This is a genomic window from Mesorhizobium sp. WSM4822 (genome assembly GCF_055811155.1).
On the sequence record NZ_JBVVQM010000015.1, the window covers coordinates 90,095 to 113,813 of the forward strand.

23 protein-coding genes and 1 pseudogene are annotated in these 23,719 nt (G+C 62.4%); 13 read left to right on the plus strand and 11 right to left on the minus strand.

The genetic code is table 11. The features are described from left to right. Nucleotides 1–888: 888 nt before the first annotated feature. On the plus strand, nt 889–1,164 hold the full coding sequence (locus tag AC0L3E_RS28740) for a DUF6894 family protein (protein ID WP_473606168.1): 276 nt from the start codon (nt 889–891) through the stop codon (nt 1,162–1,164). A gap of 318 nt (nt 1,165–1,482) precedes the next feature. Here the strand turns inward: AC0L3E_RS28740 and AC0L3E_RS28745 are convergent, their stop codons facing one another. Beyond that, the gene (locus AC0L3E_RS28745; RefSeq protein ID WP_473606169.1) at nt 1,483–1,722 is read right to left on the minus strand and encodes a DUF6894 family protein; all 240 of its coding nucleotides are present in this window, start codon (nt 1,720–1,722) and stop codon (nt 1,483–1,485) included. 25 nt (nt 1,723–1,747) lie between these two features. Next, nucleotides 1,748–2,476: a Crp/Fnr family transcriptional regulator gene (locus AC0L3E_RS28750; protein ID WP_473606170.1), complete on the minus strand. Its 729-nt coding sequence runs from the start codon at nt 2,474–2,476 to the stop codon at nt 1,748–1,750. Nucleotides 2,477–3,079: 603 nt separating this feature from the next. On the opposite strand from AC0L3E_RS28750, the gene AC0L3E_RS28755 reads away from it, so the two are divergent. The 3 genes from AC0L3E_RS28755 to AC0L3E_RS28765 all read left to right on the plus strand — a co-directional run bounded on the left by AC0L3E_RS28755 (nt 3,080) and on the right by AC0L3E_RS28765 (nt 4,182). After that, nucleotides 3,080–3,337 (plus strand): hypothetical protein, encoded by a 258-nt coding sequence (locus AC0L3E_RS28755; RefSeq protein ID WP_473606171.1) that lies wholly within the window; start codon nt 3,080–3,082, stop codon nt 3,335–3,337. A gap of 372 nt (nt 3,338–3,709) precedes the next feature. After that, nucleotides 3,710–3,940 (plus strand): hypothetical protein, encoded by a 231-nt coding sequence (locus tag AC0L3E_RS28760; RefSeq protein ID WP_473606172.1) that lies wholly within the window; start codon nt 3,710–3,712, stop codon nt 3,938–3,940. Continuing rightward, nucleotides 3,940–4,182 (plus strand): DUF982 domain-containing protein, encoded by a 243-nt coding sequence (locus tag AC0L3E_RS28765; protein ID WP_473606173.1) that lies wholly within the window; start codon nt 3,940–3,942, stop codon nt 4,180–4,182. Before AC0L3E_RS28760 ends, AC0L3E_RS28765 begins: the two co-directional genes overlap by 1 nt. Before the next feature lie 585 nt (nt 4,183–4,767). Here the strand turns inward: AC0L3E_RS28765 and AC0L3E_RS28770 are convergent. Together AC0L3E_RS28770 and AC0L3E_RS28775 are read right to left on the minus strand one after the other, a co-directional pair. Then, on the minus strand, nt 4,768–4,989 hold the full coding sequence (locus AC0L3E_RS28770; protein ID WP_013525056.1) for a DUF768 domain-containing protein: 222 nt from the start codon (nt 4,987–4,989) through the stop codon (nt 4,768–4,770). A gap of 766 nt (nt 4,990–5,755) precedes the next feature. Then, nucleotides 5,756–6,019: a hypothetical protein gene (locus tag AC0L3E_RS28775; RefSeq protein WP_473606174.1), complete on the minus strand. Its 264-nt coding sequence runs from the start codon at nt 6,017–6,019 to the stop codon at nt 5,756–5,758. Nucleotides 6,020–6,338: 319 nt separating this feature from the next. Here AC0L3E_RS28775 and AC0L3E_RS28780 point away from each other — a divergent pair, with 319 nt between their 5' ends. Both AC0L3E_RS28780 and AC0L3E_RS28785 read left to right on the plus strand, forming a co-directional pair. Further along, on the plus strand, nt 6,339–7,067 hold the full coding sequence (locus tag AC0L3E_RS28780) for a Crp/Fnr family transcriptional regulator (RefSeq protein ID WP_473606175.1): 729 nt from the start codon (nt 6,339–6,341) through the stop codon (nt 7,065–7,067). 221 nt (nt 7,068–7,288) lie between these two features. Then, nucleotides 7,289–7,684, plus strand: a pseudogene (locus AC0L3E_RS28785) (PQQ-dependent sugar dehydrogenase); the annotation flags it as partial. A gap of 1,091 nt (nt 7,685–8,775) precedes the next feature. On the opposite strand, the gene AC0L3E_RS28790 reads toward AC0L3E_RS28785, so the two are convergent. From AC0L3E_RS28790 to AC0L3E_RS28815, 6 genes are read right to left on the minus strand one after another with little or no spacing between them, the layout of a single operon-like run. Continuing rightward, on the minus strand, nt 8,776–9,549 hold the full coding sequence (locus tag AC0L3E_RS28790; protein WP_473606176.1) for an SDR family NAD(P)-dependent oxidoreductase: 774 nt from the start codon (nt 9,547–9,549) through the stop codon (nt 8,776–8,778). A 9-nt stretch (nt 9,550–9,558) separates the two neighbouring features. Next, a complete protein-coding gene (locus AC0L3E_RS28795; RefSeq protein ID WP_473606178.1) occupies nt 9,559–10,893 on the minus strand; it encodes a dihydroorotase in 1,335 nt (444 codons plus the stop codon). A 2-nt stretch (nt 10,894–10,895) separates the two neighbouring features. Next, nucleotides 10,896–11,819, minus strand: coding sequence for a polysaccharide deacetylase family protein (locus AC0L3E_RS28800; protein WP_473606179.1), 924 nt, complete (start codon nt 11,817–11,819; stop codon nt 10,896–10,898). Nucleotides 11,820–11,830: 11 nt separating this feature from the next. Then, entirely contained in the window at nt 11,831–12,847 is a 1,017-nt protein-coding gene (locus AC0L3E_RS28805) for an NAD-dependent epimerase/dehydratase family protein (RefSeq protein ID WP_473606181.1), read from the minus strand. 30 nt (nt 12,848–12,877) lie between these two features. After that, entirely contained in the window at nt 12,878–13,639 is a 762-nt protein-coding gene (locus AC0L3E_RS28810; RefSeq protein ID WP_473606182.1) for an SDR family NAD(P)-dependent oxidoreductase, read from the minus strand. After that, nucleotides 13,639–14,886 carry an MFS transporter gene (locus AC0L3E_RS28815; protein ID WP_473606183.1) on the minus strand — a complete coding sequence of 416 codons (1,248 nt, stop codon included), beginning with the start codon at nt 14,884–14,886 and terminating at the stop codon, nt 13,639–13,641. The genes AC0L3E_RS28810 and AC0L3E_RS28815 overlap by 1 nt, the downstream gene beginning before the upstream one ends. Before the next feature lie 243 nt (nt 14,887–15,129). Between AC0L3E_RS28815 and AC0L3E_RS28820 the strand changes: the two genes are divergently transcribed. From AC0L3E_RS28820 to AC0L3E_RS28850, 7 genes are read left to right on the plus strand one after another with little or no spacing between them, the layout of a single operon-like run. Further along, complete coding sequence (locus AC0L3E_RS28820; protein ID WP_473606185.1) at nt 15,130–15,480, plus strand: RidA family protein; 351 nt, start codon at nt 15,130–15,132, stop codon at nt 15,478–15,480. A 24-nt stretch (nt 15,481–15,504) separates the two neighbouring features. Next, nucleotides 15,505–16,935 carry a dihydropyrimidinase gene (gene hydA / locus AC0L3E_RS28825; protein ID WP_473606186.1) on the plus strand — a complete coding sequence of 477 codons (1,431 nt, stop codon included), beginning with the start codon at nt 15,505–15,507 and terminating at the stop codon, nt 16,933–16,935. Then, nucleotides 16,920–17,846 (plus strand): nitrilase-related carbon-nitrogen hydrolase, encoded by a 927-nt coding sequence (locus AC0L3E_RS28830; RefSeq protein WP_473606188.1) that lies wholly within the window; start codon nt 16,920–16,922, stop codon nt 17,844–17,846. The genes hydA and AC0L3E_RS28830 overlap by 16 nt, the downstream gene beginning before the upstream one ends. Further along, a complete protein-coding gene (locus tag AC0L3E_RS28835; RefSeq protein WP_473606189.1) occupies nt 17,839–19,164 on the plus strand; it encodes a Coenzyme F420 hydrogenase/dehydrogenase, beta subunit C-terminal domain in 1,326 nt (441 codons plus the stop codon). The genes AC0L3E_RS28830 and AC0L3E_RS28835 overlap by 8 nt, the downstream gene beginning before the upstream one ends. Continuing rightward, nucleotides 19,151–20,311: an NAD(P)/FAD-dependent oxidoreductase gene (locus AC0L3E_RS28840; protein ID WP_473606190.1), complete on the plus strand. Its 1,161-nt coding sequence runs from the start codon at nt 19,151–19,153 to the stop codon at nt 20,309–20,311. The genes AC0L3E_RS28835 and AC0L3E_RS28840 overlap by 14 nt, the downstream gene beginning before the upstream one ends. After that, on the plus strand, nt 20,308–21,585 hold the full coding sequence (locus tag AC0L3E_RS28845) for a Zn-dependent hydrolase (RefSeq protein ID WP_473606191.1): 1,278 nt from the start codon (nt 20,308–20,310) through the stop codon (nt 21,583–21,585). Before AC0L3E_RS28840 ends, AC0L3E_RS28845 begins: the two co-directional genes overlap by 4 nt. Further along, the gene (locus tag AC0L3E_RS28850) at nt 21,582–22,241 is read left to right on the plus strand and encodes a cysteine hydrolase family protein (protein ID WP_473606192.1); all 660 of its coding nucleotides are present in this window, start codon (nt 21,582–21,584) and stop codon (nt 22,239–22,241) included. The genes AC0L3E_RS28845 and AC0L3E_RS28850 overlap by 4 nt, the downstream gene beginning before the upstream one ends. Here the strand turns inward: AC0L3E_RS28850 and AC0L3E_RS28855 are convergent. Next, nucleotides 22,226–23,716 (minus strand): N-acyl-D-amino-acid deacylase family protein, encoded by a 1,491-nt coding sequence (locus AC0L3E_RS28855; protein ID WP_473606193.1) that lies wholly within the window; start codon nt 23,714–23,716, stop codon nt 22,226–22,228. The genes AC0L3E_RS28850 and AC0L3E_RS28855 overlap by 16 nt on opposite strands. Nucleotides 23,717–23,719: the final 3 nt, after the last annotated feature.

The following is a 23,719-nucleotide window of genomic DNA, read 5'->3' on the forward strand; positions in this document are numbered from 1 at the left end:
TCCTCTTCGGATAGCATCGCGGGGTGGTGCGGCTCTGAGGGCCGACATAAAAGCTTGGGGCGGTCACATCCAACGCATCAACCACGCTTTGACGTGCCGCAAGCCGTCCTTGGGTTGCTTAAGCTGATATTTGCCGAGCCGCCGGGATCATCAATATCGCAGCCTTCTGAGTGTGCGACGCAAGACAGCTCTGCCGCGGTCGTCACGACTGTACGGATTTTACCATCTTGGCCAGACTTACTTGGGTTAATGACGTCCTTCCGAAAGCGAGTCATTCCATAGCTTGCCTCGGCCATCGTTTACAGGGAAAGGAAACTCAGCGCTTACATACCTCCCCTGTGAGCTGGACACGGGCCGACACCTTGGCCAGCCGTGCAGCCGAGCTCGTGCGGCTGCACGGAAGGCGCAAAGAACGAAACAGACCTCTACGCATCGCAGGGCAATACTGCAGGCTCGATTTCGGATCGTTCTAGTCACCGTTCAAGAAATTCCAAGAACGGCACCTCACAAGGAAAAAACAAAAAATGTGGGAGCGATTTTCATGAGTACCGCTTTGAACGTCTCACCTCTGTTTTCGCGTTTTCACAACGCCGTCAATCTCAGTCTCAGGGACTGTCGCGTAAACCAATCTCCAATCCCGGTTAGCCGTCTCGTGTCTGAGGTCAAGACTGCGGTCGGCCCGTGCCCATTAACCGACATGGAAATCGAGGCGATGGTGTGCGACTACGCTATTTTGCGCGGGATCAATCTCCATTTCGATGGGCTGAACAATGGGCTTAACAGTTGAGTGTCACGCCCAATTCCAACGAAACAAAATCGTGCTGCCCACTCGTGCGCGCGGTAAAAACCGAACAATGAACCTTTCGTAGAGTGCGCAGTTAGGAGGGCATGGCCCGCTTCTTCTTCGATCTCACTGACAACGGTGACCTTTACCCCGACACCGAAGGCACCGAGCTTACAAGCCGGGAAGCCGCAGAAGACGAGGCATCGAGGGCCCTGCTTGAGATTGCGAAAGACCAAATGCCGGACGGAACCTACAGGGAAGTCGCCTTCCAAGTACATGATGGGGCCAGCAAGGCGCTGTTTGTGGTAAAGGTGACGTTCGAGCTGCTACGCAATGGACCGGCCAGTGAAGAGCGCGTGGAAACCCGACGACTTATTTAACCCAAGCGCACGGCTACACCAGCAACGCGCCGCAGTACAGACCGACGACTTATTTGTGACAATCCTGGAGACTCGTCGCACAATCGCGGAGTCCCGAAAGATACTGGATTGGCTGGCCAAAAAGGGAACCGCTACCCAGCCGTTGAATTGCGTTTCTAGGCGCAATCGTTAGCCCCACTAAGTTCAGCCGCATTCGGGGCACCTTAATCGTTCACCGCCAAGGAGCGGCCAGCAAGTATTCTGGCGTCCCCGGCCTTCAATCTCTGCGTGGAACCGACAATCTCTGCATAATAGTAGCCGCCGTAAAGCCAGCTCAGCTCACCTGACACTCAGCTTCTTCTGGAGGGTGATGCTCAAGCTTAGCAGCCTCTGACCAGTTTCGTCCCTGACATGGATCGCTAATTGCTGGCCGTCGTAGTCCTTCAGGGATTCTCGGGCCAGATCTCTGAGCCCCTCCATGCCCTCACGACATGCTCCCTCGATGCCGTCACATTCAATTCCCACCTCGTCTTTCACGAGCTCGTCCCGGTCAGCGCTGTCAAAGAAATATCTCGCCATGGAACACCTCTGTTGCCACAACGCTTCAGCGGCCTGTTTGGTGCAGATAGGTAGGGTCAAAATCTCCGGCGCGAATGAGCCCTGCCCAGTCGGTTGCATGAAAACGGGAACCAACGGTGGATATCAGACCGTCGCGTCTAAGATCCTGAAGGACTCGGTTCACGTGCACGGTGGAAAGGCCAAGCGCATCACCAAGCGCCGCCTGCGTTATCGGAAGGCGGGCCACATGATCTTCAATGCGGCCGACCGCCCGGAGGCGGACAATGAGTTCGCACAAAATGTGAGCCATACGAGTATAGGCGTCGCGTCTTCCAACGTTGGTGACCCACTCTCGATAGATCGCCGCATCAATTACTGTCGAGCGCCAAAAAACCCTCATGATGGAGGGGTGCTGGTCGCAAATAGCGCGAAGGGCGTCATGCCGCATGAAGCCTACGCGAGAGGGCATTAGAGGTGTAAAACTGCAGTCCATGACCGACAGGTGCAGTCCATGGAGGTCAGGAATATCGCCGGGAACGAAAAACGAGGTGATCTGGCGTTTGCCATCACCTGTCATTTTGGTCGAGCCTATCAGGCCGTCTAGAACAACAAAGGAAAGCGTCGGCTGGTCGCCGTCGCGCAGAATGTCCGCATTGGCCTGATATTCCTTCTCCTGAATTGCGACGTTTTCCAAAATCGCAGTGTCTGATTGTCCGAGGCCAGAGATCGTCTGGAGCTTACGGATCAAAATGTTCGAGGAAGGATTCTGTGCCATCAAGGACCTGATTGAGGTTGGTACCCAACTTACAGCTGGCGCTAATGTTCCGCTGCGCTGCCGAGCAGATGACGGCCGTGGCCAGAAAGCGCCGCCATCTTGCGACCGAAGCCTTTTTTGCGACAATCGAGATGTCACTATCATAGTTGATTGTGGCTGCTGGTGACCTTGCGTAAGGGACAGCTATCGTAACTGTCCAACAAGGAAACGGTATGTTGTATCCGGGTAGGTTTTTGGAGCCGAGCGATATTGAGATGCTGGCCCGAGTTTGTGAAATGGTCTGCAAAGAGCGCGGCGTACCTCTCGCTTCGGAGAGCGGAGAGCACATAGCTGCGCACGTACTCAGGTTGTTTATGAACGGCTTGACTGGGCAGAGTGAACTGCTCGACGCTGAAAGGAACTGGGTCAAGCAGCGTTCGGTCCAGCAGATCGATGGCAACTACGCAGGCATGAGAAAGGCCGCATGATCAGTTTGGTTGTTGCAGCCGAACACCTCTCCACTTGCGAGATGCCGCGTGAACGGGAACCATCCTTACTTTTGAAAGTTTATAGAGCCGTTTCAGCGGACGACTAACCGAAATGCTCCTTGCCGTGGATAATGCGATGTCGACGGCCGTTTTGGCTGGCAGGAGCACTAATGCGGAAGTGTTCGGTGTGGTCGACCTTACCACTAAAGCTGAGGCCAAAATCGGTCCCATCACCTTGGGAATGGCCATTCAGTTCGTGGCCAACGCCTCCGTGCTTGGATACGACGTTCGCCGAGCCATGGTCTTCTATGGCGAGCCGGGCACGGCGAGCTTAAGGACAAGAGAGTGCGAACGCTTGTGGGCGCAGTTTGGCGGGGCGCTTCTGCGGCCGTAACCCTACCATCTTCCGCACGATGCATCTCGAATGGGAGCATCTCCCGTCCGGGTAAATGTTTGGCAGATCACCGACAGGACACTCGACCCGGTCAAGCGCAGGCGCAGTGGCCTCGGCGCTCGCTCGTCGGTTTGATGCTTAAGATCACCGTCTAGCTGTCCTGCGGGATGCAATTGCCCGCGCCCAAAATCCACGACTTTCCGCACTGTGCTGGCATGACCATGAGAGCCCGTTGAGGTTCTCGCTGGCAAGGCCCAGATCCAAAGGGGAGCGCCCGCGTTGCAACCCGCTTTATACGTTTCCGGCTCTTGATTTCATAAGGAAGTGCGCCTGAGAATGAGTGGTTGCGTTCTGTCTCTCTGGGAGGATGGGATGGATATTCAAACACCTGTTTGGCCTGCACAGCGCACGGCCAAGGAACTGGTTCGCGAGCTCCTGAAGGACTCTCAACCGGGCGACGTTATCTTCGTGAAAGTGATCATTACAGCCATGCGCGAGCTTGGCCCCGGTATGATGGAAACCGACTGCCAGTTGGTCGCGATGGTCGTCGATTGTGCCACAAAATGGGGACTGTTCGTTGCTTTCGACGTGGGCGAACCCTGATGCCGCTTCGTTGGTTCAACCCGCCTGTCTACGTCAAGACTGACCGACCGGGGGTCCGGCTTGGGGTCAGCCGTATCGATACTGCCGCCGAAGAACTACTGAAATGGTCCAACCGTGGTCCCAAATGGCGACTGGCGGCCGAGGCCTGCCTGAGGGCGATGGATGGCAAGATGCCGACCGAGAACTTCCGTCTGCTCTTCGAGGATGCGGCTGAGGAGGAGGACATGCTGCTGCCCGATTAGCAATGTCTGTGCATCCTCAACGTTCCGGAGTTCATGGGCCGGACCTAAGTCCCGCCGCCAAAACGCAATGGTCTGGGCGTGGCCTCCGACAGGAACTGTCGCGGACGATAGCAGTTGGTGCGCAGGCGCAGCCACGTCCCTTCCTGCGTCGCTTAGGGTTCGCTCGTCGGTTCGCATTGGCGGGCGAACCCTAACCTCAAAAGGGATGGGCGGTAGTGTGTTAGCGTTGACGCGTTCTGGGTGGGATGGACGTATGATTATCCAATCTTCGGCCACGGTCACGGGGCTTATCCCGACCGCGGTTTGCCAAATGGATCGAGACTCCCCAAAAGGGACTATCAATGCCCATACCTAACGAGTTGGAGGATGCGGAGCTTGTCTTCGACTGTCCCAAATGCTCCCATCCTATTGTAAGGCGAGGGTCATGGTTCAAGGTAATATCCATGTTTCGCTGCGAGACGTGCGATGCTAAGATTCGTCTCGGCTACCCAGACAAGCTAGTGTTGTTCGAACGGCATCGCCATTTGATAAAAATCCCACCAGCGGATGCATCGGCTGTTTGAATGAGATCATAGATCGGTGGGACTATTCTGGAATTCCGGCGTCGAAGTGAGCGATGGCTTCGACGAAAATGCGGTAAAGGCTATCCACATCCTCATCCAGCTCTATTCTCTTGATGCCGACCGCTTTGGCGTCGGCCAAGAGCTTGTGGGTGAGTTCTCCGATTGAGACCGCATCGGGAGGCGCTGTCTCTGGGATGTCGTTAGCAATCCATTTGTGCAGAAAGTTGATGCCGCGTGTGCTCATCTAAAGATCCACCAGCCGCTAAGAGCCCAGAACGCAAGCACAACGACTGCGGCCGAGATCAAAATTCCGTTCCGGTTCTCCCACTTTGGTGCAGGACCGGGTACCAGCTTCTCGGCATGATCGTTCATAGCGAGACAAGCAACGCCGGGAGATTAGGTTCCGCTAATTTGACGGCGAACGGCAGGGCGCCGGAGAGGTAAGCTGGACGCAGCTAGTCGGCTTTGTGCCTATCGCTTAACCTTTGTTATTGCGGTGGTGCTGCCCTGCGGTATTTACGCTGCGCCGCTGCGTCCTATGATCGGTCACCGAGAGCTTCCGAAAATTGAGCACGTGAAGGAATGGACCGATTTTTGGTGATGCCGATGCTCGTCATTGTCCACCTTTCGAGTGTCGCGAACGCCGCAGATCAACAGGATGGATTTGGCCGTGAAAGGAAGCCGACCGAGCATTTCGTTGTTGGATTTCGACATACTCTCCCGGGCTCTTACGTCAGCCGTCCGGGATAGCCCTGACTCCGATTGGAAGGTCCAGGCGCGCGAGCTTGTGCGCCTATACACCGGCAAAAAGTCAGCCGACGAAAATTTGATCGCAGCCTTGCTTCTTGCCAGTCGCGCCCAGTTGGACTTGGAGGAATCCAAGGCCGATCAGCCCGGCAAGATTGACTGAATACCTCCACCTGCTCGACGTGCTGTCTCACCGGATTCTAGATGGCGTTTCTGATGCAAAACTAGATCCAGTGCGGCGGATTTGACCTCGGGCATCTGAGTCACGCGATAACGCCGTTCTCAGTTGAGAACACACTCACCACCAATGGGTGCTGCATGGAACAGTTCCGGCAAATCAAAGTTCGGCTCCGAACGGAGACGGACATGGCGGTGACACAAAGTTCCAACGACAATCGAATGCCAGAAAAGAAGCCGTTTGGCCGCGCGGGGGAGATGTCGCGCGAACAGGCGGAAGAAGTAGTCAGATCGCGACGCAGGTACAAAATGGCGAGACGGGCACGGGAGTCGAAGCGAAGCTCGGCCATGCCTCGCATCGTTGCGGTCAGAAGCCAAGAATAGGCCGTTGCCGCTCCCGCTGGTCAGGTTAACGGGAGACGGGTGACACGCGAAAGGCCGGGGCGTCAGAATGTAGGTTTAGTACAAACCCGAGCTTGGTACGTTTCCAACTCTGACATTCCTTCCAGGTCTTTTGTAATCACGGTGACGGGGGCTCGCCGTGCATCGATTCGCATTCTCCTATGATTGTCGCGCCAAGAGGCGTAGCGTCACAAGATCGTCTGCACGTTTTTACGGGCGCGGACGGCAAGGAGATTGGAAAGCTCTTGCCCCAAGCGGGATTGAGCTATGACCAATCCAGAGAACGATTCCTATAAAAACCAATTGTTGCGTCGGCTTAAACCCGATGACCTGGAGCTTCTGCAGCCACACCTTGAGCCGTGTGCCCTCAATTTAAAAATGAACCTGGAGAAAGCCGCTTTGGAGATCGAGACGGTTTACTTCCTGGAGGACGGCATCGCTTCTGTGGTCGCGACGGCTTCAAGTAAGGAAGCCGAGGTAGGGCTTGTTGGCGTTGAGGGAATGACCGGTGCCGCGCTCGTGATGGGCGCTGACTATGCCCCGCATGAATGTTACGTCCAGTCGCCCGGGAGCGCTTTCCGGATTGGGGCTGAGCCATTCAAAGCGGCTCTTATGAAGAGCCCGACGTTGCGCCTCTTCCTCTTGCGCTATGTCCACTACTTCCACATCCAAACCAGCTATACGGCCCTGATCAACGCAAAATCAAACCTTGAAGAGCGTTTGGCGCGATGGCTTCTGATGTGTGATGATCGGGTGCAAGGTAATCGTCTTGCGATCACCCATGAGTTTCTCGCCGTCATGCTCGGAGCAAGACGCCCAGGAGTTACCGTTGGGCTTCAGGTGCTGGAAGGGCGCGGGCTCATCTATTCCCGACGTGGCGAAGTGCATATCCGGGACCGCAGCGGCCTTATGGCATCTGCAAATGGCACCTACGGGCCGCCGGAGGCAGACTACGTTCGGCTGCTTGGAGATACGTCCGCTCGTCTCCAGGCCTGACGTTGGCCCATTTGGAAGAATCAACGGGTTGCCATTAGAGGTCACGGGAATCTGACGTCCATCGACCACATTCAGGAGGTCCGTCGTCCGCATATGTGAAGATCTTCGGCCGGTGCGCTGCGGCGGAAGAGGGACCCAGTAACAAGCGTACAAAGATGCCTGAAGCGGGTTTTTACCGAAACAATTCGACCTCGAAAAGATTTCGTAAGGGATGAAACAGGGGCTCCAACATGGCGCCGGACGGTCGGCTATGGCTCCACGAGATGGGCCCACGCGGGGGCGACGAGTTCAACCTGATCGAGCCGGATCGCAACTATGGCTGGCCCGTCGTTTCTAACGGCGACAACTACAATGGCACTGCGATTCCGCGTCACGCTACACGGCCGGAATTTGCGGCGCCCGCTGTCTATTGGACGCCGGTGATCGCGCCGGCTGGGCTCGCCTTCTACGAAGGCGCGCTGTTCCCGGAGTGGCGCGGATCGGCCCTGATAGGGGGTCTGCGCGTTCAGTCCTTGGTGCGCGTGGGGTTTCGCGCTGGTGGACAGCCCGATGAGGTCGAACGCTGGGACATGGGCGCGCGGATCCGTGATGTCGCCGTAGCGCCGGACGGAGCGATGCACGGTCTCTGCGTCGACCGTCACGCGCCCCAGCGCCTGGACGGTGACCCGTCCCAAATCGTCATCAACATGCACAACCTCGCCCTCGAATCTCATCTTGTCCCCTGGCTTGGCTTCGGGGTCGATAATCGAACAAGGAAAATTGGCGGTCGGGATATGCAGGGCCACACGCTCCTCGATGCGCTTGCCCACAGTGGCAATGATCGCCACCTTGTCACCGATTTTGATATCCCGGGCCATGTTTAGGAATTTGGCGCGTCCGGACGCTTGGTCAAGATGTTGCTAATATGCAGCACCGACTGCATCTCGAACAACCCGCGGAACCGCCTCAACGGCCATCCGTTGGCGCCAAAATGGCCACGGCGAGAGATGGCGAAGATGGCACAGACGGTTCATTCGAAAGCGACCCATAACAACGTGGGCAATGGCGGAAGCCCTTTCGATCTCGTAGTCATCGCCATCTTTCTAGCGATAGCGCTAGGCGCCATCATCATCATAGCTGGGGGAATCGTTTAGCCGACCCCGCTACGGCTGGTCAGGGCCGAAATGCTTAGTTGCGCACGCTCTAATATGCAAATAGCCTAGGCGCTGCGGGGAGGACAACCCAAGCAAAACCCGCAGTGGCCGGTGCGACTTGTACCCCCGAAACAAGAGCCCCGGGCCGCACTGGCTATTCCCTGCATGCCTTGCCCTCCTGATGACTGGACAGTGGAGATTGACAGCCGCCACCATGAGGCGATGCGCACCGTGCTGCTGATCCTTCTGATGAAGCTGCGGGAGAAGGAAAATCGTGCCTAGGCAATCGCGGTCACCTAGATGGCCAGCGCTTGTCGAGAGGTGCGGGCGTCATTGGGCGAATTCCAGCGGCTCGTGATCTGGCTGCTCGTGCCACATCACCTGTCGGAGTCACGCCGGTCGACCTGCTGGCCGCAGTATCGGGCAGGTATGGAATGGTCGTTCCTGTACGGCTCATGTGGCCTGCCCGGAATGGGCGGGCCGAGGCCAACGGTTCTCGTCTTAATCGTTTGCCTCCGGGTGTGCTGCCAGGGGCCAGCCCGAGCGTGAAGCTAGGGTCCCCGGCCGGCGACGGATCAGCCCGCCATCCAGCCGCCATCCACCATCAGATTGACGCCGGTCACATAGCTTGCCATGTCGCTGGCGAGGAACAGCGCGGCGCCCGCGACGTCGTTCGGCGTTCCGAGCCGCGGCCAAGGCGTGCGGCTGTGTGAATAGGCTAGCGCGTCGGGATCGTTGGCCACGCCCGGCTTGCCGGTAATGATCTTGCCAGGCGCAATCGCGTTACACACGATGAGGTCTCCGGCATGGTCGACGGCAATCTGCCGCGTCATCTGCACGATGCCGCCCTTGCTCACCGAATAGGGAAGATCGCCGGGGCATGCGACCATGCCATGCTGCGAGGAGATGTTGATAAGACGGCCGCGAACCTCATTGATCGGTGCCTGGCTGAGCATCTGCATGACGGCGCGCTTGGAGCCGTAGAAGAACCCGGTCAAGTTGACACCGATCACGCGGTTCCACTGCTCAGGCGTGGTCTCGACCAGATTGGTGCTGGTGTAGATGGCTGCATTGTTGACCATCACGTCGAGCCGGCCGAATCGCGCGGTCGTTTTGCCGACTAGCGCATCGACAGAATTCCAGTCCGAAATGTCGGTCGCGAAATGCATTGCCGTCCCGCCGCTCGACTGGATCAGGGCCACGGTGCTCTCGCCGCCCTCGATCGGCAGTTCGATCGTGTCGGCAACGACGACGGCGGCACCTTCCGCCGCGAACTTCCGCGCGATGGCACGGCCGATGCCCGAGCTTCCTCCGGTTACGATCGCGACCTTGTCCATGAGCAGTGGCATTTCTTTTCCTCAATGTTCCCGGCGCACGACTTTGCCTTGCTCCGCACCGATCAGCACCTGATCGCGCACGATCTCTCGCCCGCGCAGAAACACATTGGTCAGACGCGCCTTGACCGCCCAGCCGTCGAACGGCGTGTAAGCCGCGCGGGAGACCTGCTCGGCATCCGAGATGGAACTGGACAGGCGTGGGTCGACGATCAGCAAGTCGGCGTCGCAGCCGGCGGCGATGCGTCCCTTGCGCCGGCCAAGCCCAAAACGCTCGGCCGGATTGCGCGCGCACATGCGCACCACATCGGCATAAGTGATCAGCCCCTCGTCGACCAGCTTCAGCATCACCTGTAGCAGCGTCTGCAGTCCTGGCATACCGCCGGGAATGTCGGCGAAAGCAGCACAGCTGGCGCCCTTTTCGGCCGGCGCATGCGGTGCGTGATCGGTGGCGACGATGTCGATCAGCCCACCCTTCAGCGCCGCGCGCAAGGCTTCGACATCCTGCCGCGACCGCAACGGCGGTGAGCCCTTTAGCCTGGAGCCTTGCGTCTCGTAATCGTCGGCGGTGAAGAACAGGTTTTGCGGCGTCGTCTCGACGCTGGCATCAGCCCGGTCGCGCAGCCGGGTCCATACTTCGACGCCCGGTTCCGAGTTGATTTGCCGGACGTGAATGCGCGCGCCTGTCGCGGCGGCGGCTAGTACGGCGCGTGCAACGCCGCCGGCTTCCGCCAGCGGTGGCCGGCTGTCAAGAAAGGCTGCGATGGTCCCCGTCTGGTTGCGCTCGTTGGCGCCGGTCAGCATCGACTGGTCGCCCGGCGAAATGCCGATCAGCGTGTCGGCATGGCCGAAATGCCTGAGCGCCTCGGCAACTGCGTCGAAATTGCGAAACAGGAAGGCATTCGGCACATCGGCGGTGAACAGTTCGAACGACACCGGTGCGAACGCGAGCAGGCCCGCAATGCGCGACAAATCGCGGCTCACAACGGCCTGGAAACCGACATCGACATGGAGGCGGCCTGTCGCCATCGCCATCTTGTCGGCGAGCTCTTGGGCGCTGGCCGTCCATGGCTCGTCAGTCGGCATGTCGAGCACCGTCGTCACCCCGCCAAGGGCTGCGGCATGCGTGCCCGAGGAAAAGTCTTCCTTATGCGTCAGACCAGGTTCGCGCAGATGCGCATGCGCGTCGACCAGGCCGGGCAAGAGGAGGCAACCGGAAGCATCCAGCACCGTCGCGGCTTCAGCTGCTCCGCCGGGGGCCATCAGCGCTGCGATGCGGCCGCCGGCAATGCCGACGTCGCGCGGTTCCTGCCTGTCGGCATTGACGATCGTCGCGCCCCTGATCAGCGTCTCGAACATACTCAGCCGCGCCGCTCGAAGCCGGCGTGGTTTTCCAGCCAGAAACGGGCAATGTCCTCGCGCCGCATGAAGGCGGCGGCCGGCTTCGTCTTCACATGCTCGATCACTTCGCGCAAGCCGGAGGCACGGTTGGGCTGGCCAATCCAGCGCGCATGGATGCCGATCGTCAGCATGCGGCCGCCGGTCTCGTCGGCCTCGTCGAGCATGTAGTCGATGGCCGAGCGGCAATCCTGCGCGAAGTCGCGTGGATTGCTGTAGCCGGGTGCCACGAGATAGCGGCTGTCGTTGAGCGTCTTGGAATAGGGGACGACCAGGATCTCGGTGCCCTGATGGTCGAGGAAATAGGGCAGGTCGTCGTTGCACGGGTCGGAGTGGTAGAGGAACCCACCCTCGCGCACCAAAAGGTCGCGCGTGTTGACGCTCGGCAGCGAGCGGCAGTTCCAGCCCAGCGGGCGCCGCCCCATCAGTCTCTGGTAGAGCGCGATCGCTTCATGCAAATGGCGCTCCTCCTCGCCGCGCTCCATGGTCGTGTAGTCGATCCAGCGCAGGCCGTGGCCCATCAGGTCATGCCGGCGGCTCTTCATCCACTCGACCAAAGGCGGGTTGCGCTCCAGCGCCACGGCGCAGGCGGAAAAGGTGACCGGAATGTCGTAGCGATCGAACAGCCGCGCCAGGCGCCAGACGCCGGCGCGGCTGCCATATTCGAAATGGGTCTCGGTGCCGAGGTCGCGCACCGGTGGACTGGAAGTGAGATTGTACTCGCCCCAATTGTCATTGCGGCCGTCCTCGAGCCAGGAATATTCCGAGCCTTCTTCGTAGTTGAGCACCAGGTTGATGGCGAGCTTGACGCCGCCCGGCCAGCTCATGAAGGGCGGGTTCGGGCCGTAGCCGACGAAGTCGCGCGGTTGCTGAAAATCGGTCGGCATCGCTCTGCTCCTCAGCTTTCGTTGGTGACGATCCAGTCGATGTAATCGTGGAAAGCTTGTTTCGCCGGCGTCGGCCGCCAGTCCGTATCGCGCTCGATGCGGGCAAGATCGTATTCGCCCCACATGCCCGTCTTCAGCGCCGCGTTCATGGTGATGTTCGCCGTCTCTTGCGGGCTGACTCCGCTCTTCAGGCCGGGGAAGCGCTCGGCGGCCCAGCCGATGAAGTCGCCGACCGTCTGCGTGCCGCCGCTACCGATATTGTAGTGGCGGTAGCGCAAGGTCTTGGCATCGAGCAGCGCCATGATCGCCTTGGCGACGTCGCTCGACAGCACGTAATCGCCGAGCGGCTCCAGACTGTTCGGCCGGATCGTCTCGTTGCCAAACGCCATATGCGCGATGCGGTTCGGCAAATGGCGCACATTGCGGCTGCCGGTGACGCGGTCCATCGGCCCGTAGACCGAGGACAGCCTGACAGAGATGGCGGACAGGCCGAACAGATCGGCGTAGCGGTTGGTGACCATTTCGGCGGCGAATTTCGAAATGCCGTAAAGCGTCAGCGGCGCGACATAGCCGTCCTCGGGCAGCGGCTCGCCGCTCCAGTCCGGCCCGTTGTGACGATAGACCGAACCGGAACTGACATAGACGAAGCGCTTGATGCCGGGGCGGCCGCGCGCCCATTCCAGCATCCGCACAGTGCCCATCAGATTGACGTCGACGATGGCGGCCGGATCGTTGGCCTCGGGTGGTTGGCTTGGATCGCTCGGGCGCGAGTTCGGCGTCACCGTCGCGCCATGGACGATTGCCGTGATGCCATGCGCATCGAGCGCTGCCGCCCATTCCGTGGGATCCAGTATGTCGGCCGTCAGCACGGTGAGGCGGTCGCGCACCGGCGCAAAGAATTTCTCGGCGATCGCGTCGAGGCCGGATCGGTCCAGGATGACGGCGCGGGCTTGCGGCTCGCGATCCAGCCATTCGCGCGCAACCACGCTCATGACAAAACCGGTGCCGCCGGTGACGAGAAGCGTCATGGGAACTCCTTTGAAATCGATCGGAAGAATTCAGCGCGTCGCATAGCCACCATCCACGAGCATGTCGGAGCCGGTGACGAAGGATGCATCCCGCGAAAGCAGGAAGGCAGCTGCCGCTGCGATCTCCTCCGGCTCGGCGATCCGGCCGAGCAGATGCGCCGGCCCGAGCGCGGCATTGGCGGCCTCGAAATCCCTAAAGCGGCGCAGCAGCCGCGTCGTTGCCACCGCACCCGGCGACAGGCTGTTGACGCGCACCTTGTCGGCCGCGTGATCGACCGCCATCGCCTTGGCGAGATGGATGAGCCCGGCCTTGGCGGCGCAATAGGCGACAGCCCTTATGGTCGCGACGCGGCCGAACTGCGAGCCGATGAACACCACCGAGCCGCCGCCGCTGGCCGCGATCAGCGGCACCGCGTGTTTGCTCATCAGGAAGGCGCCGGTCAGGCCGACATCGAGTTCGCGCCGCCATGCGCTCTCGTCGAGATCGACGACTGTGGCGCTGGTCGACGGTGCGGCGGCATTGTGCACCAGCCCGTCCAGCCGGTTGAATTTCTGTCTGGCGAACTCGACAGCTGCCCGGGCGGAACCGCTATCGGTCACATCGCATTGGCAGGCAACCGCCGCAGGGCCGAGCGTGTCGGCAAGCTGCGTTCCCGGTCCGAGATCGTAGTCGGCGCAGACCACCCTGGCGCCCTCGGCGATGCACCGCCTGGCGATCGCGGCACCGATGCCGCTTGCCGCTCCCGCGATCAGGATGACGCTGTCTTGCAGGCGGTTCATGGCGGAAGTCATCAAACGCGCTCCTCCACGGTCTGCACGATCTTCGCCGAGACCGGCCGGCGTAGCAGATTGTAGCAGGCGGCAAGCGTGACCAGCACTGCGCCGCCGCCCAGCAGCAGGAACATTGCCGGTGCGCCCATATGCGCCATCAGGCCGGCGGAAACGCCGGGCGTCGCCACATTGCCGATCGAGTAGAGCAAGAGCAGCGTGCCGGAGGCGCCGACCATATGCCGGCTGTGCAGTTGCGAGGCGCCGAAGGCCATCGCCACCGGATAGATCGTCAGCGCCGTGGCGCCGTAAAGGAAGAACAGCACGAACAGCAGCGGCTCGGAAGAATTGCCGAGCCAGGCGATTGTGGCGCACAGCACGACCGACAGCAGGCCTTGCGCCAGCAGGATGAGCCGCCGCTCGAACCGGTCCGACAGCCAGCCGACGGGCGTCTGCGCCAGCATGCCGGCGATGCTGATGGTCGTCACGAGCCCGACCGTCGTCCCCGCCGACAGCCCGATCTGGGTGCCGTAGATCGGCGTCAGCACGAAGATGTTCATGTTGGTGATGCCGCCCTGGAAGATGGCGACGACCGTCACCGGCGCCAGCCGGAACAGCGCCAGCGGGCCGAGGCGTTTGACGGGCGCATTCGCATGCTCCGGCTCGGCGGGAGAGGCAGGCAGCGCCGGCCAGCGGCCGCCGACGAATTTGGACGCCAGCGCCAGCAGCACCGTCGCCGCCGCGACCGGAAACAGATGCGGCGATCGCGGGCCGACAAGCGCGACGAGGAGTTGTCCGAGCAGCACCGCGATCGCCGTCGTCAGCATGTAGAGCGAGAACATCGCGCCGCGATTGTGCTGCTCGGCATAGAGGTTGATCCAGCTCTCGCAGACGACGAACAGCGACGCCATCGACAGCCCGCCGAGCAGGCGAAAGCAGATCCAGCTCGGCAGGAAATCGGTGAAGACGAAGCCCGCCGCAGCCAGCAGCGCCAACACAAGGACACCCATGAAGGTGCGCTCATGGCCGTAATGGGCGACCGCCGGGCGCGTCACCAGGCAGCCGACGAAAAAGCCGACGGGATAGGCGGTGAGCACGATCTGGACGACGTCCGGGGGAATGTCGGGCTTGCCGAGATGAAGCGACACGGCGGTGGTCAGCATGGCGCTGCCGATGCAGGCGAGACAGATACCGGTCATGATCGGCAGCAAGGCGCGCGAGCGCTCTGCGTTTTGCCACAGCCGCATCGCGGATTGGGCGATCGACCTCATGGCTGCGCTGCTCCCCTGGCCGCGCCGACACCGACGCCACCCAGAGCGAGAGGCTACACGGGACTGCAATTGCTGCAAACGAAGATAGATACGGCTATGGCTTTGATTTTTTTGGCCATGCCGATGATGGAAAGCGGCATCTAGGCCGCCGGCAGGGCTTTACAGCGGTTTTGTGCCGTCCATACCATAGGCAAGTCACCGACATCGCGAGCTGCCTGACCGAAAGCAGCAGGGAGGAATTCCATGACGATCGAGCGTCTTGAAAACGGCCAACGCTTCTGCCGGGTACTGCGCTACAACGGCACCGTCTATGTCGCGGGCCTGACGGCGGACGACCTCTCCGGCGACACCACCTCGCAGACCAAGCAGATCCTCGCCAAGATCGATGCCCTTCTGGCCAAGGCCGGCAGCGACAAGTCCCAAATTCTCAGCGCCCAGATCTGGCTTAGGGACATTGCCGATTTCGAGATGATGAACTCGGCCTGGGACGCCTGGATCGACCGCAGCGCCATGCCGGTGCGCGCGACGGTGGAGGCGCGCCTTGCCGGTGACCAGTACCGCGTCGAGATCATGGTGACGGCGGCTGTCGGCTGATGCCGGTTGGGTTGAGCGAACCGGATGCATGAGCTGGTCATCACAGGCGGACGCGTTGCGCTCGACGACGGTTGGGCTGAGTGCGATGTCGCCATCGATGGCGGCCGCATCGCGGCGATCGGCAACGGTCTTTCCGGCGAGACGCTGATCGACGCCAGCAAACGCTGGGTCATGCCCGGCGGCATCGACGCCCATTGCCACCTCGACCAGCCGGTCTGGGGTGGGGCGGGCAATGCCGATGATTTCGAATCCGGCACCATCTCGGCCGCCTTCGGCGGCACCACCTGCATCGTCCCGTTCGGCATGCCAGGCCCCGATATGTCGACCATCGGCGCCCTCGATCGGGCGCTCGATCGCGCCGCGGGTCGCGCGGTGATCGACTACGGGCTGCATGCCGTGGTGACGATGGGAACCGGCGCCGATGTCGCGCAGCAGCTCGCCGAGCTTGCCGGGCGTGGCATCGCCTCGGTCAAACTGTTCATGACCTATCAGGGCTTTGCCGTCGACGACGACCTGTTCTTCAAGGTGCTGGACACGGCGTATACACTGGGCTGGATCGTCATGGTCCATGCCGAGAACGACGCCGCGATAAGACGCACACGCCAGAGGCTGATCGATCTCGGCCGCACCGACATCCGCTACCATGTCGTCGCCCACAGCGAGACCATGGAGCGCGAGGCGACGCACCGTGCGCTTGCCTACGCCGAGATGACCGGCGCACGCATGACCATCGTCCATGTCTCGTCCTGGCAGTCGGCCGAAGAGGTGACACGCGCAAAGACGCGCGGTGTCGACGCCATCGCCGAGACCTGCCCGCAATATCTCTTCATCAGCGGCGCCGATCTCGACCGCCCGGCGCTCGATGCGGCGCGTTTCGTCTTTTCGCCGCCGCCGCGTTCGCCGCGCAGCCACGAGCATCTGTGGCAGGCGCTGATCGATGGCGGCATCGATCTCTGGTCGTCCGACCATTCGCCCTATTACTTCGCCGACAAGATCGGCAAGGCGCAAGCGCCTGATTTCACCACCACGCTGAGCGGCATTCCCGGCATCGAGACCCGTCTGCCGCTGCTGTTCTCCGAGGGGTTGTTGACCGGTCGGCTGACGCTGGGGCGCTATCTCGATCTCACGTCGCGCAATGCCGCCTCTATCTACGGTCTCGCCGATCGCAAAGGTAACATAGCTGTCGGCCTCGATGCCGATCTGGCGCTGTGGGATCCCGAAGCGTCCTGGACGCTCGGCCACGCCGCTTTGCATTCGCGCGTCGACTTCACGCCCTACGAGGGCAAAAGCGTGACCGGCAAGCCGACCACTGTTCTGGTGCGCGGCGTGCCGGTGATCGCCGACGGCGTGCTCAAGGCACAGCCGGGCTTCGGACAATTCGTCGAGCGCACCGCCACCGATCCGGCCCGCTCGGGAAAACCAGTCGAGGAGACGACGCCATGGCTCGATGCCTGACCATTGCGGTCTGCCAGACCGGGCCGATCCAGCGCAGCGCAACGCGTGCCGAGACCGTCGGCCGCCTCGTCCATTTGCTGGAGCAGTCCGCCGCTGCCGGCGCGGAGATTGCAGTCTTTCCCGAAATGGCGCTGACCACCTTCTTCCCGCGCTGGCGCATCGACGATCAGACCGAGATCGACGCCTTTTTCGAAAGCGCGATGCCGGGGCCAGAGACGCAGCGCCTCTACGATGCCGCCGCGCGCCTCAAGATCGGCTTCGCGCTCGGCTATTGTGAACTCGCGCAGGAAGACGGCCGCACACATCATTTCAACACCATGGACCTCGTCGGCCCGGACGGGCACTTCGTCGGCCGCTACCGCAAGATGCATGTGCCGGGCTCGGCCGAGCCGGAAGAAGGCACCACCACGCATCTGGAGCGGCGCTATTTCGAACCGGGCAATCTCGGCTTCCCGGTCTTCGACTATCGCGGCGTGCGCGTCGGCATGGCGATCTGCAACGACCGCCGCTGGCCTGAGACTTACCGCATGCTCTGCCTCAACGGCGCTGAGGTGGCGGTGCTCGGCTACAACACGCCGCTGCTGCTCGACGAAGCGCCGGCGCTGGCGCATCTGAGAATGTTCCACAACCACCTGCCGATGCAGGCCGGCGCCTACCAGAACACGCTCTGGGTTGCCGCCGCCGCCAAGGCTGGCCTTGAAGACGGCCAGGCGCTGATTGGCGGTTCCTGCATCGTCGCGCCGACCGGCGAGATCGCTGCGCAGGCGATTTCGCTCGGCGACGAGGTCATCATTCATCGCGCCGACCTCGATCTCATCGCCACCTGCCGGAAGGTGAATTTCGACTTCTCGCTCTACCGTCGCCCCGATCAGTACCGCCTCATCAGCGAGCCTGCCGGTTCCCATGTCTGACCCCGGCCGCCTTCCATCCGCCGCGTGCATCGCGCCGCCGCTATCGCTCGATGAGATCATCGAGAATGGGCTCTGCGTCGGTTGCGGGCTTTGCCGGTCGCTCGCCGGCGCACAAGAGATCGAAATGATCATGACGCCGGAGGGGCGCCTCCGGCCAGTCGCCCGCAAGGCGCTCGGCCATTCGATCCTGACGCAGATCAACGCCGTCTGTCCGGGAACGCGGATCGCCGGACCACCGCAGTCGCAGACAGATACCGCCGCGCTGACAGACACGGTATGGGGGCCGGCCGAGCGGGTCAGCCTCGCCTATGCCGGCGACAAGACGGTGCGGTTCCAGGCATCGAGCGGCGGCGTGCTGACGGCGCTTGGCCAATTCCTGCTAACATCCGGCCGCGTCAGCTTCGTCCTGCACGTCTCGGCGTCTCGCACCGCGCCGATGCGCAGCGAGCGGCGCCTGAGTTTTGACGCCGCCTTGGTTCTCGAAGGCGCCGGCTCGCGCTACGGGCCGGCGGCACCGCTTGAGGATTTCACTGAGATACTCGCGCGCGGCGAACCTTTCGCCCTGATCGCCAAGCCTTGCGACATCACCGCCGTGCGCAATCAGGCGCGGCATGATCCGCGTGTCGACGAGTTGATGCGCTATGCGCTCGCCTTCGTCTGCGGCGGCGCTTCGGACCTGTCGAAATCGGAACAGGTGTTGCAGCGCTTCGGCCTCGACGAAGACGAGCTCGCACTGTTTCGCTATCGCGGCTACGGCAACCCCGGCCTCAACCGGATCGAGACGAAGGACGGTCGCGCTTTCGAACTCACTTACCGGCAGCTGTGGGAAGACGAGGACAAATGGATGATCCAGCCGCGCTGCAAGATCTGCCCCGACGCCATCGGCCAGGTCGCCGACATCGTCGCGTCCGATGCTTGGCTGAATGGCGGGCCGGCGGTTGATGACGAGGCCCTCAACGGCGTCATCGTGCGCACTGGGCGTGGCCTCGAACTGTTCAACGCTGCGGTCACAGCCGGCGCGCTGGCGATCAAGCGCGAGAGCAGTTTTGCCGAGCTTGGCGAACTGCAATCGCACCAGACGCGCAAGCGTCGGGCCGTCTGGGCGCGGCTGAAAGGCATCGCGATTGCCGGCAAACCGGTGCCTGTCGTCACCGATCTTGCCCTGGAAGATTGCGCCCGGCAGAACACGCTGGCCGACAATCTCGCAGAAGGCCGCGGTGCCCGCGACCGCGCCAAACGCGGGCGGCTGGGTGAGCCGCGCCCAGTGTCACGCCCGAAAGAAACAGCCATGGTTAGGGATGTCCATGAGTGTCCCTGAAGAAACCGATGTGATCGTCATCGGCGGCGGCATAGCCGGCGCCGGCGCCGCATTCGAGATTTCCCGCTCCCAAAAGGTGGTGCTGCTCGAGCGGGAAAGCCATTGCGGCTACCACACCACCGGCCGCTCGGCGGCAAGCTTTACCGAAAACTACGGCAACGGCGTCATCCGCCGCATCGTGCTCGCCAGCCGCTCGTTCCTGACCGAACCGCCGGCCGGCTTTTCGGATTATCCGCTTCTCAGCAAGCGCGGCATGATCACCGTGGCGCGCGCCGATCAACTCGAGCTTTTGCGCCAGGATCTGGAGGCCGCGCAGGCGCTGGTGCCGTCCATCGTCGCCATGACGCCGGCCGAGGCGATCAGCCATGTTCCGGTGCTGCGCGCCGACTATCTCGCCGGCGCCTATATCGAGCCGCATTCCATGGACATCGACGTCAACGGCCTGCACCAGGGGTTTCTGCGCGGCGCCCGTTCGCGGGGCGCACGGATCGTCACCAATGCCGGCGTCAAGGGGATCGATCGGCAAGGCGGCCAATGGCGGGTGGAAACATCGGACGGAACCTTCCTCGCAGCGCGGATTGTCAACGCCGCCGGCGCCTGGGGCGACGAGATCGCTGTCATAGCAGGCGTGCGCCCGGTCGGCCTGCTGCCGAAGCGCCGCACCGCCTTCAACATTCCGGCGCCCTCCGGCGTCGATATCACTGACTGGCCGCTGGTCAACGATGTCGGCGCCGAGTTCTATTTCAAGCCGGATGCACGACAGCTCTTCGTCTCGCCGGCCGATGCGACGCCATCGGAGCCGATGGACGCGTATGCCGAGGACATCGATGTCGCCATCGGCGCCGAGCGTCTGGAAAAGGCGACCACCATCGAGGTGCAGCGCGTGTCGCGCTCCTGGGCTGGTCTGCGCACGTTTGTCGCCGACGGTTCGCCCGTCGTCGGCCCGGATGACGAGGTGCCGGATTTCATCTGGCTGGTCGGGCAGGGAGGCTATGGCATCAAGACTTCGCCCGCACTCTCGCGCGTCTGCGCCAGCCTGATCGCGGGCGGCGGCATGCCGGATGATGTCGCCAGGCAAGGCGTGTCGCTGGCAGACCTGACGCCGCACCGGCTGCGCGTACCTCAATCCACGCGGGTCGCCTCATGAGCGATGCCGGACTGACGGCCGGCGGCGTTCTGGCCGGACGCCTGCTGGAGACGCTGGCGCAAGCCACCACCGACGCGCCGGGCATCACGCGCGTCGCCTACGGACCTGGCGAGCGCTTTGCCCATGATCTCATGCGCGAGGAGGCGGAAAAGCTCGGCGCGATGGCGCGCACCGATCCCGCCGGCAATCTCTATCTGACGCTGAAGGGCCGTAATCCGGATTTGCCGGCGATCGTCATCGGCTCCCATCTCGACAGCGTGCCGCATGGCGGCAATTTCGATGGCGCCGCGGGTGTCGTGGCCGGGCTGGCGGTGATGGCCGAAATGGTCGGGCAAGCTGTTCAACTGCCACGCGATCTGATCGTGCTGGCAACGCGCGCCGAGGAAGCGGTGTGGTTCCCGCTGTCCTATCCCGGCAGCCAGGCGGCACTTGGCCTGCTCGACCCCACAGCGTTGGAAGCGAAGCGCTCAGACAGCGGCCGTACCCTGGCCGACCACATGCGTGAGGAAGGCTTCGATCCCGACGCCGTGCGGCGCGGCGTGCCGGGGATCGCCGCCGACCGGATCGCCGCCTTTGTTGAAGTGCATATCGAGCAGGGACCGCGCCTGGTCGCAGCCGGGGCGCCCGTCGGCATCGTCACCGGCATCGCCGGCGGCTTTCGCTATGTCGATGCGAAATGCTTCGGCGCCTACGCTCATTCCGGCGCCGAGCCGCGCTTTGCCCGGCATGACAGCGTGCTTGGTTTCGCCGATCTGGTCGCCGGCCTGGAAGCGGAATGGGACGCGCTTGAGCGCGAAGGGCGGGAGGCCACCATCACCTTCGGCCGTGTGCAGTCCGACTCCACGCAGCATGGTGGCAGTCGCGTGCTCGGCGAACTCGGTTTCACGCTCGACGGGCGCAGCGCCGAGGCGACTGTCCTTGAGCGGATCGAGGCGCGGCTGCACTCGTTCTTCGCCGAAGTTGCTGCCAGGCGCGGTGTGCGCTTCGAGGCCGGGCCGCGCTTCACCTGGGAGCCGGCGACGATGTCGCCGACACTGATCGCGAGATTGGACCGCGCTGCCGCCGACATCCACATGCCGGCGCCGCATGTGCCAAGCGGGGCAGGGCACGACGCCGCGACCTTTGCTAGCGCGAACATTCCTACCGCCATGCTGTTCGTGCGCAACGAGAACGGCAGCCACAATCCGCATGAGGCGATGGCGATCGCCGACCTCGATCAGGCGATCCGTCTGCTCCTGCGTTTCGTCACCGATTTCGACAAGGATCAGCCATGAACCACGCCGCCTTGCTCGTCATCGACCTGCAGAACGAATACCGACCCGGCGCAGCCTGGCCGGTCGTCGGCTATGATACGGTGCTCGCCAATGCCGCCCGGCTGATCGAAGCCGCGCGTGCTGCCGGCACTCCCGTCATCCACGCGCAGGCCTGGGTGAAGCAGGAGGAGCGCGACGGTTACGCCAGGCAGGAGGAGATTCTGACCGAAGAGTTTCGCTCCGCCGTGGCCGGCAGCGAAGGCGCCGACATCTGCGCCGAAGTCGCGGCGCTGCCCGGCGACATCGTCATCCACAAGCACTGGCCGAGCGCCTTTCGCCGCACCGATCTTTCGCAGCGGCTTGTCGACTTGAAGATCGAAAACCTGATGATCACCGGCGTGCTCACCGACAGCTGCGTGACCGAGAGCGTGTTCGACGCGGTCTATCAAGGTTTCAGGGTCTGGCTGGTCAAGGATGCCTGCGGCAGCATGAGCGAGGCGATGCACCGCACCGGCATGCTCGACATGGCCAATCGCCTCTATGGCGGCGGCATCCTGCGCATGCCTGAGGCCCTCAAGGCGCTCGCCGGACGGAGTTTTGACGGTTGGCGCTGCACGCGGCCGGTCGAATTCGTCTACACGCTGGAGACGGTCGACAGCCTCTACGATGCGCTGTGATCACCGCCGCAGCCGCAGGCTGCTTTCACGATTGTCTTTGAAGTGGTGGGCTTGAGCACCGCGCCCGGCAGCGCCCCGGTCGCCTTTCCGTCACTCCACACGCACACACCGTTGACGAAGACATGTTCGATGCCAGCGGCGGCTTGGCGCGGCTCTTCGAAGGTCGCGGTGTCGATGATCGTCTGCGGGTCGAACACCGTCAGATCAGCGAAATTGCCGGACGCCAGCGTGCCGCGCTGCTCGATGCCGAATTCCCGCGCGGGCAGGCCGGTCATGCGATGCACGGCTTCTTCCAGACTAAACAGGCCAACGTCGCGCGCATAGTGGCCAAGCACGCGCGGAAAGGTGCCCCACAAGCGTGGATGCGGGTGGATGTCGTGCGGCAGTCCGTCCGAACCGATCATCGTGCGCGGATGCGCGATGATATTTCGGACATCGGTCTCGTCGAGCTGAAAATAGACCGCGCCTGCCGGCAGCAGGCGCTGGCCCGCCTCGCGCTCGCTGCAGTTCCATTCGCGCGCAATGTCGGCCATCTCGCGCTGCGCCATTTCGGGTTGCGGATCGGACCAGGTGATGAGGATCTTCAGGCCGGTGTCGCAACGCTCGAGCCTGAGCACAGTGGAGCTCGCGGCATAGGGGTAGACATCCATGCCGATGTCCATTGTCTCGCGCGCCCGGTCGATGCGTTTCAGCGACGGGCCGCTCTTGCCAAAATTGGCGCGGCCGGTGCACTGGTGATGCGAGATGAACAGCTTGCCGCCGGCATGGTCGGCAATGTCGATGGCTTCCTCGATCGCCTCATCCATCGTCTCGAAATAGTTGCGCGTATGCGTGACATACGGGCCGCCGAGGCTTGCCGCCGTCGCCGCCAGCGCCTTGACCTCCTCGGTCGAGGAATTGACCGCCGGCGGATAGTCGAGCCCGGTGCTGAGCCCGAACGCGCCTTCGGCCATCGCTTGTGCCACCGCCTCCTGCATCGCCAACATCTCCATCATGTTGGCCGGGCGGTCGGTCACCGGCATGCAGCGCTGACGCAAGGTGGTGTGGCCGACGAGCAGGGCCGCGTTGGTGGCGATACCGCGGTCTTTCAGTTCGGCGACATAGTCAGCGAAACGGTCGAAGCGAAAGTTCTCCTGGCGGCCGACCAGCGTGAAAGGCGGCGGCGGTGCGCGGTCGAGCAGCAGCGGCGCAAGGCTGATGCCGCAATTGCCGGCGATCACCGTCGTCACGCCCTGGCTGATCTTCGGTACCATGCCGTCGGGCGCCAGCAGCGCGCCATCGTCGTGCGTGTGCACGTCGATGAAACCCGGCGCGACGATCTTGCCGGCGGCGTCGATCTCCTGGCTGCCATGCGCATCGGCCAGATCGCCGGTGGCAGCGATCCTGTCACCGTCAATGGCGAGGTCAGCCATGAAACGATCCGACCCATCGCCCGAGATCAGCGTCGCATGGCGGATGACGAGATCGTATGGCATCTG